Raw genomic sequence first — 13,254 nt, forward strand, 5'->3', positions numbered from 1 at the left:
CGCCTGCGGGGAGAAGGTGCCGGCAGGCGGATGAGGGGCATTGCGCGACGGTCAAGGCCTGCCTCCGCCTGTATATGCCCTGACCGTGACCGAATTTTTTCCGGCCCGGTCGAGCAGCTTGCGGGCCATCCAGGCGGTGGTCACGAGATGCGTGCAGAGGCCGCCGGCGAGCGCGGCACCCAGCGGCTCCAGCTTGGCGGCTTCATGCGCCACCATGAGGCGCCTCGGAATGGCCCGGATCGAGGCGAGGTCTGCGGAGATGACGCGCCTGTTGTAGCTGCAGTCGAGCAGTTTGCCCTCCCGGTCGATCAGCTGGCCGGCGATCACGCCGGTCGCTCCTTCCGCCTTCAGCGCGCGGATCTCGGCCGGCGTGAGGGCGCCGCATTTCATGAGGTGGCTGTCCTCGTCGACGCTGCCCACCGAATAGAGCGCAAGGTTGCATTCGGCGATGCCGGCGAGCTGCTCGCGGATGACGGGCTCCTCGCGAAGCGCCTCGGCGAGGCCCTGCGTGGTCAGCACCAGCGGTGCATAGAAATTGAGGCCCTTGGCGTTGAGGCGGCGGGCGATCTCCATCGTGCACTGGTCGGGGCGATAGGAATAAGGCGCCCCCAGATTGCCGCAGAGCTGGACGACGGTGACATCCTGCAGATCGGCATAGGACATGACGTCGGCGATGGCATAGACGGTGTGCCCCCAAGCGATGCCGATCCTGTCGCCGCGCCGCACCAGCTCCAGGAAAACGGCAGACGCCACCAGCGGTACCTCGGCCTGGTCGCCGGACGCATCCGCATGCGGCACGACCCACACGCCGTCGAGCCCGAAAGCATCCTCGAGCTCGCGCGCCAGCACGTCCTCGGCGAAGAGCTGCGTGGAGGTCGAGATGCTGACGATGCCCGTTTCGCGCGCCTTGCGCAGATACATGGCGACGGAAGCGCGTGAGATGTCGAGCTTCCTCGCGACCTCGTCCTGGCGCAGGCCGTGGGTATAATAAAGCCAGGCGGCTTTATGGATGATCTGTTCGGCCGGCCGGATCGGCATGGCGGTCTTCTCCCGTCTTCGACAATAGTCACGACCGCTGACAAAAGTCAAACAGACAGAGCCGAGACGTTTGCGAAGGCCGGATGTCGACATATCAGATGGCGCGCGACGTCAGTCGCGGGCGCGGGGCTGCCGCCTGCACCCCGAAACGCGATCCGCTGGCCGCATCGTTCGCGGAGAGAGGGCCTTTGCGCGATCCCCGCTGCATGCAAGGATCGAAACCAACGCCGGATGGCGTCCTCCCGAAGTAAAGAAATCCCGGAGATCCACAATGGAAAAACGACGGCTCGGCCGCACGGACCTTCACATCGCCCCGCTGGTCTTCGGCGCCAACGTCTTCGGCTGGACGGCCGACGAGAAGACATCCTTCGACCTGCTCGACCGCTTCGCCGGCGCCGGCTTCGACACGATCGACACGGCCGACGTCTATTCGCGCTGGGCGCCGGGCAATTCCGGCGGCGAATCCGAGACCATCATCGGCAAATGGATGAAGGCCCGCGGCAACCGCGACAAGGTCGTGGTCGTCACCAAAGTCGGCTCCGATCTCGGCGAAGGCAGGAAGGGCCTGTCGGCCGCCTATGTCGAAGAGGCCGTCGACGCGTCGCTGAAGCGGCTCCAGACCGACGTGATCGACCTCTATCTCTCGCACTGGCCGGATGCTTCCGTTCCCTATGAGGAGACGCTCGGCGCCTATCAGCGTCTCATCGCCAAGGGCAAGATCCGTCATGCGGGGGCCTCCAACCTCGACGCCGCCCAGTTCCGGGAAGCGCTCGACGTGGCGAAGGCGAAATCCCTGCCGCGCTACGAGGTGCTGCAACCCGGCTACAATCTCTATGATCGGGCGGAATTCGAGGGGCCGCTGCGCGACCTGGCAATAGCCGAGGAGATCGGCGTCATCACCTATTTCAGCCTGGCCAAGGGTTTCCTGTCGGGCAAATACCGCAGCGAGGCGGATCTCGGCCGGAGCGCCCGCGGCGAGGGCGTGAAGCAATATCTCAACGAGCGCGGCTGGCGCATCGTGGCTGCGCTCGAGGCGGTAGCGGCGCGGCACGAGGCCAAGCCGGCCGAGATCGCGCTCGCCTGGCTGATCGCCCGCCCCGGCGTCACCGCCCCGATCGCCAGCGCCACCTCGCTGCCGCAGGTCGATAGCCTGATCCGCTCGGCCTCGATCGCTCTTTCGGCCGCCGATATCGAAGAACTGGACAAGGCGAGCGCCTGATCGAACCGGCGCGGCCCGTGGCGATGTCCGGGCCGCATCCCGAAGCGGGATGTTCAGGCAAGAGCGCACGGCGGTATCGCGTCCGCATCGGGGATGCACCGCGAGCGCCGGCGTTTGCTGCCGCAGACCAACCTCCAGGCACGGCCGACCTCCGGTTGAATTTCGGCCGGCGGCCCAGGGATGTCGAAATTGCGGCCGTGGCCGTGGCTGCCGGACCTACAGTCCTCCAAACGCGTAAACTTGAAGGCCCCAGTTTAGAATTATTCTAAGCTATTGATTTGAAGGCGGTTTTGCCGAATTGGATTGACTTTTCGGGTCGCCGCGGCATAAACACCCCGATATGAACCTTTGATGTCTGGGCCTTGAACCCTTTCGATTGGAGGATGAGGTGTCCGCCGTACCCGGATCGCGCCCTTGCGCGGTTTTCCTGCCAGTACCCTGCCCACGAGGATCGAGCGTGTTTCGTTTCAGCACGCGTGCGACCGCTCGCGCGGGTCGGACGGAACGGCGTTCATGACCATCCGGATCGGCGACATCAACGGCCACAACGGCTGCTATTTCGACCGCGTGCCCGAGAAGCTGGTGCTGGAAGGCTATCGCCGCTGGCTGGCCGGCTACGACACGGGTTCGGTCACGCCCTGGGAAATGAGCTGGGCGCTCTACACGCAGCTCCTGGGCGGCGCCGAGGGCCGCCGGGCGCTTTCGGAGCTGTCGCACTTCGTGCGCACCCTGCGCCATTGCGCCGCCTGCCCGCTCTCGAGCTTTCCCTTCGGCGCGCATCATGTCTGCCGCGACGAATGCCTGGCGCTCGGTCTCATAGCCGCCTTGCAGCATGACGACGCCGCGGCAGCCTCCGCATGCCTCGACGCCATGTCGTGCCCGGCGCGCCGGGCCGAGGTGCGCGAGGCGGCCGCCGGCTTTGCCGACACGCTGGCGGGCCTGCGCCAACATCTTCTGCCCATTCCCGTGCATGCCATCGAGGATGTGCTTGCCCGCGCCGGGCACGCGACCGTTCACTGAGGAGAACAGAATGAGCATTTTTCCAGCATTGCCCCGGCATTCGGGCCGCCTCGCGGCGATCCTGGCCACGGGCGCGCTGACGGCCGCGGTGTTCGTGCTGCCGGCCAAGGCGGAGACCGATCCCAAGGCGGTGCTGAAGACCTATGCCGACATCGCGCTGGCCGGCTATGAGGATGCGCTGGCGACGGCGAAGAAACTCGACGAGGCGACCGACGCGCTGATCGCCAAGCCTTCCGCCGAGACGCTCGACGCCGCGCGCGAGGCATGGAAGGCGGCCCGCATTCCCTATCAGCAGACCGAGGCCTTCCGTTTCGGCAATGCCATCGTCGACGACTGGGAAGGCCGTGTTAACGCCTGGCCGCTCGACGAGGGGCTGATCGACTATGTCGACAACAGCTACGGCACCGAATCCGACGAGAACACGCTCTATACCGCCAATGTGATCGCCAACACCGGGATCGAGATCAACGGCCGGAAGGTCGACGTCTCGACGATCACGCCCGACCTGCTGTCCGCCACGCTGCAGGAAGCTGGCGACATCGAGGCCAATGTCGCGACCGGTTACCACGCGATCGAATTCCTGCTGTGGGGTCAGGACCTCAACGGCACCGACCCCGGCGCCGGCAGCCGCCCCTATACCGACTACGACACCGCCAATTGCACAGGCGGGCATTGCGACCGTCGCGCCCAGTACCTGGCGGCGGCTTCCGAACTCCTGGTCTCCGATCTCGAGGAGATGGTCGGGAACTGGAAGGACGACGGCGCGGCCCGCAAGAACCTGCTCGACGGCGATCCGGCGGCCGGCATCTCCACCATCCTGACCGGCATGGGCTCCCTCTCCTATGGCGAGCTCGCCGGCGAGCGCATGAAGCTCGGCCTGCTGCTCCACGATCCCGAGGAGGAGCATGACTGCTTCTCCGACAACACCCATATCTCGCATCTCTACGATGCCGTCGGCATCCGCAACGTCTATCTCGGCAGCTACAAGCGCGTGGACGGCAGCCTCGTCGAGGGACCGTCGGTGGCCGGTCTCGTCAAGGCGGCCGATCCCGCCGTCGACGCCGAGCTTTCCGGCAAGCTCGACGCGACGGTCGCCAAGATGGAGGCCATCCAGGCACGCGCGGTCGGCGGCGAGGCCTATGACCAGCAGATCGGCGAGGGCAATGCCGAAGGCAACGCCGCCGTCCAGGCGGCCATCGATGCGCTCGTCGACCAGACCAGGTCGATCGAGCGCGCCGTCGCCGCGCTCAAGCTCGACGCCATCGCCTTCGAAGGTTCCGACAGCCTCGACTCCCCGGACAAGGTTTTCCAGTAAGGCGTCTTTTGGCAAGGCCGGGCGGCCCGACATTCAGCCAGACGGCGCCGCGGCGCCTCCAGCCAGTGCAGAGTGGAAAATGCTGATTTGCCATTGCAACCTGATCACCCAGAAGGAGATCGAAGAGGTCATCGTCGAACTGCTCGAACAGGATCCGTGGACACTGATCGTGCCCGCGAAGGTCTACCATACGCTGCAAAAGCGAGGACGCTGTTGCGGCTGCTTCCCAAATGTGGTCGAAACGATCATTCGGGTAACCGAGAGCTATCATTCTTGCTCGGAGGCGAGCGAGGGGGATGTCGTTTCACACTTGGATCGCGTCAGGGAATTGCGCGTCCAATACGGGAGCAGGACCCATGAAAGGCGAAAAGCAGGTCATCGAGCGGCTTAACGAGGCTCTTTTTCTGGAACTCGGCGCCGTCAACCAATATTGGCTGCACTACAGGCTCCTGGAAGACTGGGGCTATACCAAACTGGCCAAGAAGGAGCGGGCCGAATCGATCGAAGAGATGCATCACGCCGACAAGATCGTCGCGCGCATCATCTTCCTCGAGGGACATCCCAACCTGCAGTCGGTGGCGCCGCTGCGCATCGGACAGAATGTGAAGGAAGTGCTCGAATCGGACCTCGCCGGCGAATATGACGCCCGCACCTCCTACAAGAAGTCGCGCGAGATCTGCCATGACCTCGGCGACTATGTGACCATGGAGCTGTTCGAAGACCTGCTCGCCGACGAGGAGGGCCATATCGATTTCCTCGAGACCCAGCTCGGCCTGCTCGCCTCGATCGGCGAGGAGCGCTACGGCCTCCTCAACGCCGCCTCCGCGGACGAGGCCGAATAAGCGATGACATCATGCGGCGCATCGCCTTTCTGACGCGCCGCGCGCAAAAAGACGACATCTCGCGGCCGGCCGCCACGCCGCGCCGCGCGATGGTTTTTCGGGGCGCCCTGCTTGCCGGCGCCACAATCCTGGCTTCCGCTGCTGCTTTTGCCGGCATGCGGGAGGTCGGGATACGCGAGGACCTGACGCCCGAGGATCTTGCCCGGGTCGTCGCCGTCACCCGGCCGACCACGGACTTCGCGAAGGCCGAAGAATTCGAGATCATGCAGGGTGGCGCCGGCACCTCGCGCAAGCGGGTCAACCAGGACGCCTTCTCGCAATCCTCCGCCAATATCACCTTCGAGGAAGAAGGGACCTTCAAGCTCGGCAACGGCATCTTCCGCAAGCTGTGGGTGTCGTCCCCTTCTTCAACCCAGGCCTCGGACGGCCTCGGCCCCCTGTTCAATGCCCGTGCCTGCCAGAGTTGCCACCTGAAGGATGGCCGCGGCCATCCGCCGGAGACCAGTCCCGACACCACCTCGATGTTCCTGCGGCTCGCCCGCGACGCCGAGACCGAGGAGGAAAAGGCGAAACTCGTCGACAGACAAGCGCTCAACTTCCCCGATCCGACCTATGGCGGCCAGTTGCAGAACCTCGCCGTGCCTGGCCTCGCCAGCGAAGGCCGGATGAAAATCACCTATGGGCAGGTACCGGTCACGCTTCCCGACGGGACCCGGCTTTCCCTGCGCAAGCCGTCCTATGCGGTCGAAGGCCTTGCCTATGGCCCTCTTCATCCCGGCACCACCCTTTCGCCACGCGTCACGCCGCCAATGATCGGCCTCGGCCTCGTCGAGCAGATCCACCCCGCCGACATAGCTGCGCATGCCGATCCCGGCGACAGCGATGGCGACGGCATCTCCGGCAAGGCCCAGATGGTGCGCGACCCGCAGAGCGGGGAACTCGTTCTGGGGCGCTTCGGCTGGAAGGCGCAGACACCCTCGATCCGCCAGCAGACCGCGGATGCCTTTGCCGGCGACATCGGCATCTCGACGCCGGAAGTGCCGAAGCACTGGGGCGACTGCACGGAGGCCGAGACCGCCTGCCTCGCCATGCCGAATGGTGTCCAGCCGCGGCTCGGCGACGTCGAGGCTCCGCCGCCGGTGATGGATCTCGTCACCTTCTATTCGCAGAACCTCGCCGTGCCGGCGCGGCGCAAGGTGGGCGACCCCGCGGTGCTCGCCGGCAAGAAAGCCTTCTACGAGATCGGCTGCGTGTCCTGCCACGCGCCGAAATTCGTGACCCGCCGCGACGCGCCCAACAAGGCGCAGGCCTTCCAGCTCATCTGGCCCTATTCCGACTTCCTGCTGCACGACATGGGCGACGGGCTCGCCGACAGCCAGAAGGTCGGGGATGCCGGCGGCAACGAATGGCGCACGCCGCCGCTCTGGGGTATCGGCCTCACCAGGACCGTCAACGGACATACCTTCTTCCTGCATGACGGCCGCGCCCGCGACCTCGTCGAGGCCATATTGTGGCATGGCGGCGAGGCGCAGACATCCCGCGACCGCTTCGCCGCGCTCCCGGCCGAAGATCGCGCCGCTCTGGTGAAATTCCTGGAGTCGCTCTGATGGATCAGCCGTTCGCTTCGGTGATGTCAGTCCTCGGATTTCACCGCCGACGCTCAATCATCAACCTCGTCGGCGCCGCATTGCTGGCCTTCGCCTATCCCGTAAGCCCCGCCCTCTCCGCCCCCCAAACCGCGGAGACCATCATCGGCAAATCCGTCGAAAACTTCGTCAAGCCCGCCTACGCCGCCTTCCACGACGCCACCGGGGACCTGAAATCATCCCTGGCGACCCTCTGCGCCACACCCTCGCCCGCCAATCTCGACGCCGCCCGCGATGCCTTCCGCAAGACCACAGACGCCTGGTCGCGTGCCGAGATCATCCGCATCGGCCCGATCACGGAGGAGAACCGTCTCGAACGCGTCCTTTATTGGCCGGACCGCAAGGGCATCGGCCTCAGGCAGGTCCAGGCCGCGCTCGCCGGGCAGGACTCGAGCGTCACCGATACGGCGACACTGGCGGGCAAGAGCGTCGCCATGCAGGGGCTCGGGGCGCTGGAATTCGTCCTGTTCGGAACGGATTCCGACAAGCTCGCCGCGGATGACGCCTTCCGCTGCGCCTATGGCGCGGCCATATCGGGCAATCTCGACGACATCGCCGACACGGTGGCGGCGGGCTGGACCGGTACCACGGGCTTCGGCGCGACCTGGGCAAAACCCTCGGCCGACAATCCCCTCTATCGCGACGACACGGAATCCCTGACCGACCTGCTCGAAGTCTTCATCAACGGGCTCGAACTGGTGCGCGACCAGCGCGTCAACAGCTTCCTCGGCGCTGAAGCGGCAGAGGACAAGCCGAAACAGGCTCTGTTCTGGCGCTCCGAGGGCACGGCCGCCGTACTGGCCGGCAACCTGGCCGGCATGAAGGCGCTGTTCGACGCTTCAGGCCTCGCCGGCACCTTGCCCGAGAGCGCGGGCTGGATCGCAAGCTCGATCGACTTCGAATTCGGCAACGCGATCCGCGCCGCAACCGGAGCAGAAGGTCCCGTCGCCGACATGCTGGCCGACCCCGCGCGGCGCTCGAAGCTCTCTTATTTCAAGCTGGTCACCACCAGCCTGTCGGAATTGTTCGGCAAACGGCTTTCCGCCGAACTCGGCCTGACCGCCGGATTTTCCTCGCTGGACGGCGACTAGTCTTGCACCGCTGGCCCTTCTACCCCTTGTATGAGGAAATCCTGCTATGGATGAGGAGTTGGCTCTGCAGGGGTGGCCACCCCTGCAGAGCCAACTCCTCATCCATAGCAGGATTTCCTCATACAAGGGGTGCTCGCCTTGGGACCAACACAACCGCCCCCTTGCTCCCATATCCGAACGCGCTATGACCACCCTCCTCCCCCACCCCTCGCTCATCGACCGCCGCGGATTCCTGAAAGCCGCAGGCGCAGGCTTCGCGGCCGCGCTATTGCCCCGCCAGGCCATGGCCCTCGACAGGACGGACGCCGTCTTCGCCACCGCCTTCCAGCGGCGCGACGGCGGCTATGGCGTGGCGGTCCTGTCGGAGGCCCGCGACATCGTCTATTCCACCGCCCTGCCCGACCGCGGCCATGACGTGACCTTCGACCCGGTCTGCGGCCGCTCGGTCGTCTTCGCGCGCCAGCCCGGCACCTTCATGGTGGTGTTCGACCATTCCGGCCGCCAGAAACCCCGCACCATCGCCAGCGTCGAAAACAGGCACTTCTTCGGCCACGGCGTCTTCGCGGCCGACGGCGCCCTGCTCTACGCCACCGAGAACGACTTCGACAATGCCGCCGGCATGGTCGGTGTCTACGACGCCCGGGACGGCTTTCGCCGGATCGGCGAATTCCCGACCTACGGCGTCGGCCCGCACGAGTTGCTGCTTCTTGGCGACGGCCGCACCCTGGCGATCGCCAATGGCGGCATCGAGACCCATCCGGATTTCGGCCGCGCCAAGCTCAACCTGCCGACGATGAAGCCGTCCTTCGCCTTCGTGGACCGCCTGACCGGGGCGCTGATGGAACAGCATTTCCTGCCGCCGGCGCTGCATAAACTGTCGATCCGGCACATCGCGCTCGACGGCGACGGCGCCGTCTGGTTCGGCTGCCAGCACGAGGGACCGGCGACGGAGCGCCCGCTGCTGGTCGGCAAGGCGCGGCAGGGCGAGGAACTCGCCCTTCTCGACATGCCCCGGGACGTGCTCGCCGGCTTCCGCAACTATATCGGCTCGGTCGCAGCCAATCCGGCGGCCGGCACGATCGCGGTGTCCTCGCCGCAGGGCAACCGCTACGCCGTCATTGAGACGCGGTCGGGCCGGGTTCTTGCCGACAAGACGCTGGTCGAGGTCTGTGGCCTGGCCCCCGACGACGGAGGGTTCCGCGCAACGACGGGCACCGGCGACATTCTCGCTGCCGACGGCTCCGAAACCGTGCTCGACGACTATGCCTGGGACAACCACCTGCTGAGAATCGGGTAGCAGTTCCCGGCGAAGTGGGCACCCGTCTTGCGTCCGGAAGTGCTCGGGCCCCCTTACCCCTTGCGCTCCTGTAGGATGTTGCCGCCGTCGACCACCAGCACCGAGCCGTTGACGTAGCTCGCGCCGTCGGAGGCGAGGAAGGCGACGGCCGCGGCCACCTCGTCGGGCGTTCCGCCCCGGCCCGGCGGCGTCCGGCGCGCGGCTTCGCGTTCGTCCGGCGTCAGCGCGCCGGTCTCGATCCAGCCGGGCGCCACCGCATTGACGGTCACGCCGTGCCGCGCCACCTCCAGCGCCAGCGCATGGGTCATGCCGACCATGCCGGCCTTCGCCGCGGAATAGGCGGCCTCCCCCACATTCGACACATAGGGGCCGGTGACGGAGGCGACGTTGACCACGCGGCCGTGCCCCTTCTCCACCATGGCGGGCAGGAACGCGCGGGTGACGAGAAAAGCCGTCTTCAGGCTGACATCGATGCCGCGATCCCAGTCGGCCTCGGACAATTCGACGAAACGCCGCTGCAGCGCCGGCTGGGTCACGCTACCCATTCCGGCATTGTTCACCAGCACGTCGACGTCGCCGATCTCGGCGCGCAGCCTGTCGACCTCTTTGGCGTCGGTGAGGTCGGCAGCCACGGCCTTCGCCTCCATGCCCTGCGCCCGCAGCTCGGCCGCCCGATCGAAGATGCGCGCAGACGACGCGGTGACGGCGACCGACAGCCCGGCCCGGCCCAGCGCACGCGCGATGGCGAAACCGATGCCGTCAGGCGCGCCTGCCCCCGTCACCAGCGCCATCCTCGATATTGCCGCCATCTCTCCTCCTCCCGTCGAAACCGATCAGTAACCCGCCGTGACGCCGAAATCGACCGGCAGGGCCGCGCCCGTCATCGGCGCCGCACCCGGCTGGCACAGGAAATGGATCAGTGCCGCAATCTCGTCGGCCTCGATGAATCGCGCGCGGTCGCCTTGCGGATAGTGCGAGAGAAGCCGGCGCTTGTATGCATCAGGATCGCCCGCGCCATAGGTCGCCGCCTGATATTCGATCATCGGCGTGGCGACATCGGCGGGGCAGACCGCGTTGACCCGCACGCCCTGCGGCGCCAGTTCCAGCGCCAGAGCCTTCGTCAGCAGCACCAGCCCGCCCTTGGAGGCGCAATAGACCGCCGCGCCGTTGTTGCCGACGAGGCCGGCGTCGGAGGCGATATTCACGATCGCGCCGCTCGATGCGACCAGATGCGGCGTCGTCGCAGCGATCAGGAAAAATGCGCCCTTGAGATTGACGTCGAGCACGCGATCCCAGTCCTCCTCGGCGACTTCCGCCGACGGGCCCTCCAGCCAGACGCCGGCGGCATTGACCAGCACGTCGATGCCGCCGCCCCAATCAGCAGCCGAGCTCACCGCTTGCCGGCAGGAAGCGACCGAACGCATGTCGAGGCCGACGGCAAGGGCGTCGGCCCCGGCCGCCGCCACCCGGTCCCGCGCTGCGCCAAGTCTCGGCCCGTCGAGGTCGGCAATGACGATGCGCTCGCCATCGGCCGCGAAGCGCAGCGCGGTCGCCATGCCCATGCCGCCCGCGCCGCCGGCGATCAGTATGGTTCTCTTGCCAGACATCCGGGCCTCCTCTCTCGGGCGCCGTCAGACACCCGCCTGCAGCTGCGCCAGCCTCAGCGCCGCCGCGCGGCGATGGCCTTCCAACCCTTCGCTGGCGCTCTGGCGCACCGCCGGCGGCGCCACGGACTCGACGCCGGCCCGCTCCAGCCATTGATGCGTTGCGACCTTGACATAGGAGCCCACCCAGAGCCCGCCCGTGTAGCGCCCGGCGCCCATGGTCGGCAGCGTGTGGTTGGTGCCGCAGCATTTGTCCGAATAGACCACGCTCGCCATCGTCCCGATGAAGAGGGAGCCGTAGTTCCTGAGCTTCTTCGCCGTCGCCTGCGGGTCGACCATGTGGACCTGCAGGTGCTCGGCGGCGATGAAATCGGAATAGGCGATCATCGCGGCCTCGTCCTCGCAGACCACGACCTGGCCGAAGTCGCGCCAGGCGGGACCGGCAACCGCCGCGGTCGGCAGGCCTTCGAGCTGCCGCTCAACCTCGGCTATGGTCTCATTGGCGAGCGGGGCGTCGGTGGTGATCAGGCCGACACGGGTGCGGACGTCGTGCTCGGCCTGGGCCAGGAGATCCGTGGCGATCATGACCGCGTCGCCGGAGGCGTCGGCGACCACGAAGATCTCGCTCGGCCCCGCCAGCTGGTCGATGCCGACCGGCCCGAACACCTGGCGCTTGGCCTCGTTCACATAGGCGTTGCCGGGCCCGACGATCTTGTCGACGGCCGGAATGCTCCCGGTGCCACAGGCCATGGCGGCGATCGCCTGGGCGCCGCCGACGCGAAAAATCCGGTCGGCGCCGGAAAGATGGCAGCCGGCGATCATTGCCTGATGCGCATTGGGCGGCAGGCAGGCGATCACCTCGTCGCAGCCCGCCACCTTGGCCGGAACGATGGTCATGACCGGTGCCGACAGGAGCGGGTAGCGGCCGCCGGGAACATAGGCGCCGACGCGGGCGATCGGGATGATGCGGTGCCCAAGATGAAGCCCGGGCAGCGGCTCGACCTCGAGCGGCAGCATGGTGGCGAACTGAGCCTCGGCGAAGGCGCGCACCCGTTCGATGGCGAAACGCGTATCGGCGGCCGTCTGCGGATCGAGTGCCGCGACCGCGACCTCGCGTTCGGCGAGGCTCACTTCGAAGGTCTCGATATCGACCTGGTCGAAGGCGCGGCTGAAGTCGCGGAGCGCGGCGTCCCCGCGCTCGCGGACATCAGCCAGGATGCCCTTTACCGCCTCCTCGATACCGCCGGCGTCGGCGGTCGCGGCGGGACGCGGCGCCTTCATGAAACGGATGCGGGCGGCGAGGTCGGCTGGCAATGACATGTCGGGGTTCCGGTGGGTGCGTCGGCGCGGAGAGTGGCCGACGCCACACTGCCAGACAATCGGATCGGAAAGTCCTGTCTAGTATTCCGACCAGCCGGTGCTACGATCGGCCAAGGAGAAACCGCCATGTCGCAAATCGGAGAACACCTCAGGGAGCTTCGCCGCCGCCGTCATCTGGGCATCCGGGCACTCGCTGTACGCTCGGGCATCTCGCATTCGACGATCTCGCTGATCGAGCGCGACCGCATCAGCCCGTCGGTCGACACGCTGAGCGCCATTCTCGACGCGCTGGGCAGCACGCTCACCGGCTTCTTCTCAGGCCTGAAATCCCAGGTGCCGTCCTCGCCCTTCTACGCCGCGCGGGACTGCATCGAGATCGGCAAGCACGACGCGATCTCCTACCGCATGGCGGGCGTCAACTATCCCAACCGTGCGATCCTGATGTTGCACGAAACCTATGCGCCCGGCGCCGACACCGGCGAAACGCTCAGCCACCATGCCCAGGAGGCAGGCTTCGTCATAGCGGGCGCCGTCGAGATCACCGTCGGCGACGAGCGCCGCGTACTGAGGTCGGGCGACGGCTATTACTTCGACAGCAATTCGGGTCACCGGTTCCGGAATGTCCACGACGGGCCCAGCGAGATCGTCAGCGCTGTTACGCCGCCCACTTATTGAATAGCGCCGCTTCCAGCATTCCGTTCTATATATTCACCGGAAGCTGACCCACGGCATCAAATCTGTTGCCCCGACCGGACTTGTGCTTTTGTCTATGCCATCGGTCGATAGGATCGACCGATGGAGCGCGCGACCGCGCGCCGCGGCTGTTGGCGCGAAGCCAAGCGGCCCGGAGGGGCCGCGCCGG

13 protein-coding genes are annotated in these 13,254 nt (G+C 66.6%); 9 read left to right on the forward strand and 4 right to left on the reverse strand.

Translation table 11 applies throughout. From position 1 onward, the window contains the following. Positions 1-51: 51 nt before the first annotated feature. Positions 52-1,038: a sugar-binding transcriptional regulator gene (locus JN302_RS01030; protein WP_202331300.1), complete on the reverse strand. Its 987-nt coding sequence runs from the start codon at positions 1,036-1,038 to the stop codon at positions 52-54. A gap of 271 nt (positions 1,039-1,309) precedes the next feature. On the opposite strand from JN302_RS01030, the gene JN302_RS01035 reads away from it, so the two are divergent. The 8 genes from JN302_RS01035 to JN302_RS01070 all read left to right on the forward strand — a co-directional run bounded on the left by JN302_RS01035 (position 1,310) and on the right by JN302_RS01070 (position 9,468). Then, positions 1,310-2,257 carry an aldo/keto reductase gene (locus tag JN302_RS01035; RefSeq protein WP_202309697.1) on the forward strand — a complete coding sequence of 316 codons (948 nt, stop codon included), beginning with the start codon at positions 1,310-1,312 and terminating at the stop codon, positions 2,255-2,257. 513 nt (positions 2,258-2,770) lie between these two features. After that, the gene (locus JN302_RS01040; protein WP_202331301.1) at positions 2,771-3,277 is read left to right on the forward strand and encodes a hypothetical protein; all 507 of its coding nucleotides are present in this window, start codon (positions 2,771-2,773) and stop codon (positions 3,275-3,277) included. Between the two features lie 10 nt (positions 3,278-3,287). Next, the gene (locus JN302_RS01045; RefSeq protein WP_202331302.1) at positions 3,288-4,592 is read left to right on the forward strand and encodes an imelysin family protein; all 1,305 of its coding nucleotides are present in this window, start codon (positions 3,288-3,290) and stop codon (positions 4,590-4,592) included. Positions 4,593-4,671: 79 nt separating this feature from the next. After that, entirely contained in the window at positions 4,672-4,983 is a 312-nt protein-coding gene (locus JN302_RS01050) for a (2Fe-2S)-binding protein (protein WP_202309700.1), read from the forward strand. Further along, positions 4,949-5,434, forward strand: coding sequence for a bacterioferritin (gene bfr / locus JN302_RS01055; protein ID WP_202331303.1), 486 nt, complete (start codon positions 4,949-4,951; stop codon positions 5,432-5,434). The genes JN302_RS01050 and bfr overlap by 35 nt, the downstream gene beginning before the upstream one ends. A gap of 11 nt (positions 5,435-5,445) precedes the next feature. Then, positions 5,446-7,041, forward strand: coding sequence for a di-heme oxidoreductase family protein (locus tag JN302_RS01060; protein ID WP_202331304.1), 1,596 nt, complete (start codon positions 5,446-5,448; stop codon positions 7,039-7,041). After that, positions 7,041-8,171, forward strand: coding sequence for an imelysin family protein (locus JN302_RS01065; RefSeq protein ID WP_244846151.1), 1,131 nt, complete (start codon positions 7,041-7,043; stop codon positions 8,169-8,171). The genes JN302_RS01060 and JN302_RS01065 overlap by 1 nt, the downstream gene beginning before the upstream one ends. A gap of 184 nt (positions 8,172-8,355) precedes the next feature. After that, positions 8,356-9,468, forward strand: coding sequence for a DUF1513 domain-containing protein (locus JN302_RS01070; protein WP_202331305.1), 1,113 nt, complete (start codon positions 8,356-8,358; stop codon positions 9,466-9,468). Positions 9,469-9,521: 53 nt separating this feature from the next. Here the strand turns inward: JN302_RS01070 and JN302_RS01075 are convergent, their stop codons facing one another. Genes JN302_RS01075 through hisD form a run of 3 tightly spaced genes read right to left on the reverse strand, consistent with a single transcriptional unit; the run spans position 9,522 to position 12,353 of the window. Beyond that, a complete protein-coding gene (locus JN302_RS01075; RefSeq protein WP_202331306.1) occupies positions 9,522-10,277 on the reverse strand; it encodes an SDR family oxidoreductase in 756 nt (251 codons plus the stop codon). 24 nt (positions 10,278-10,301) lie between these two features. Next, positions 10,302-11,075, reverse strand: coding sequence for an SDR family NAD(P)-dependent oxidoreductase (locus JN302_RS01080; protein ID WP_202331307.1), 774 nt, complete (start codon positions 11,073-11,075; stop codon positions 10,302-10,304). A gap of 24 nt (positions 11,076-11,099) precedes the next feature. Further along, positions 11,100-12,353 carry a histidinol dehydrogenase gene (gene hisD, locus JN302_RS01085; RefSeq protein ID WP_244846540.1) on the reverse strand — a complete coding sequence of 418 codons (1,254 nt, stop codon included), beginning with the start codon at positions 12,351-12,353 and terminating at the stop codon, positions 11,100-11,102. A gap of 165 nt (positions 12,354-12,518) precedes the next feature. Here hisD and JN302_RS01090 point away from each other — a divergent pair, with 165 nt between their 5' ends. Further along, positions 12,519-13,067, forward strand: coding sequence for a cupin domain-containing protein (locus JN302_RS01090; RefSeq protein ID WP_202331309.1), 549 nt, complete (start codon positions 12,519-12,521; stop codon positions 13,065-13,067). The last annotated feature ends 187 nt before the right edge of the window (positions 13,068-13,254 follow it).

This window comes from Mesorhizobium sp. L-8-3 (genome assembly GCF_016756615.1).
Classification (GTDB): domain Bacteria; phylum Pseudomonadota; class Alphaproteobacteria; order Rhizobiales; family Rhizobiaceae.

Excerpts from the sequence above, each read along its gene's own strand:
- JN302_RS01030 (WP_202331300.1), bottom strand. The coding sequence starts at position 1,038 with ATGCCGATCCGGCCGGCCGAACAGATCATCCATAAAGCCGCCTGGCTT.
- JN302_RS01035 (WP_202309697.1), top strand. The coding sequence starts at position 1,310 with ATGGAAAAACGACGGCTCGGCCGCACGGACCTTCACATCGCCCCGCTG.
- JN302_RS01040 (WP_202331301.1), top strand. The coding sequence starts at position 2,771 with ATGACCATCCGGATCGGCGACATCAACGGCCACAACGGCTGCTATTTC.
- JN302_RS01045 (WP_202331302.1), top strand. The coding sequence starts at position 3,288 with ATGAGCATTTTTCCAGCATTGCCCCGGCATTCGGGCCGCCTCGCGGCG.
- JN302_RS01050 (WP_202309700.1), top strand. The coding sequence starts at position 4,672 with ATGCTGATTTGCCATTGCAACCTGATCACCCAGAAGGAGATCGAAGAG.
- bfr (WP_202331303.1), top strand. The coding sequence starts at position 4,949 with ATGAAAGGCGAAAAGCAGGTCATCGAGCGGCTTAACGAGGCTCTTTTT.
- JN302_RS01060 (WP_202331304.1), top strand. The coding sequence starts at position 5,446 with ATGCGGCGCATCGCCTTTCTGACGCGCCGCGCGCAAAAAGACGACATC.
- JN302_RS01065 (WP_244846151.1), top strand. The coding sequence starts at position 7,041 with ATGGATCAGCCGTTCGCTTCGGTGATGTCAGTCCTCGGATTTCACCGC.
- JN302_RS01070 (WP_202331305.1), top strand. The coding sequence starts at position 8,356 with ATGACCACCCTCCTCCCCCACCCCTCGCTCATCGACCGCCGCGGATTC.
- JN302_RS01075 (WP_202331306.1), bottom strand. The coding sequence starts at position 10,277 with ATGGCGGCAATATCGAGGATGGCGCTGGTGACGGGGGCAGGCGCGCCT.
- JN302_RS01080 (WP_202331307.1), bottom strand. The coding sequence starts at position 11,075 with ATGTCTGGCAAGAGAACCATACTGATCGCCGGCGGCGCGGGCGGCATG.
- hisD (WP_244846540.1), bottom strand. The coding sequence starts at position 12,353 with ATGAAGGCGCCGCGTCCCGCCGCGACCGCCGACGCCGGCGGTATCGAG.
- JN302_RS01090 (WP_202331309.1), top strand. The coding sequence starts at position 12,519 with ATGTCGCAAATCGGAGAACACCTCAGGGAGCTTCGCCGCCGCCGTCAT.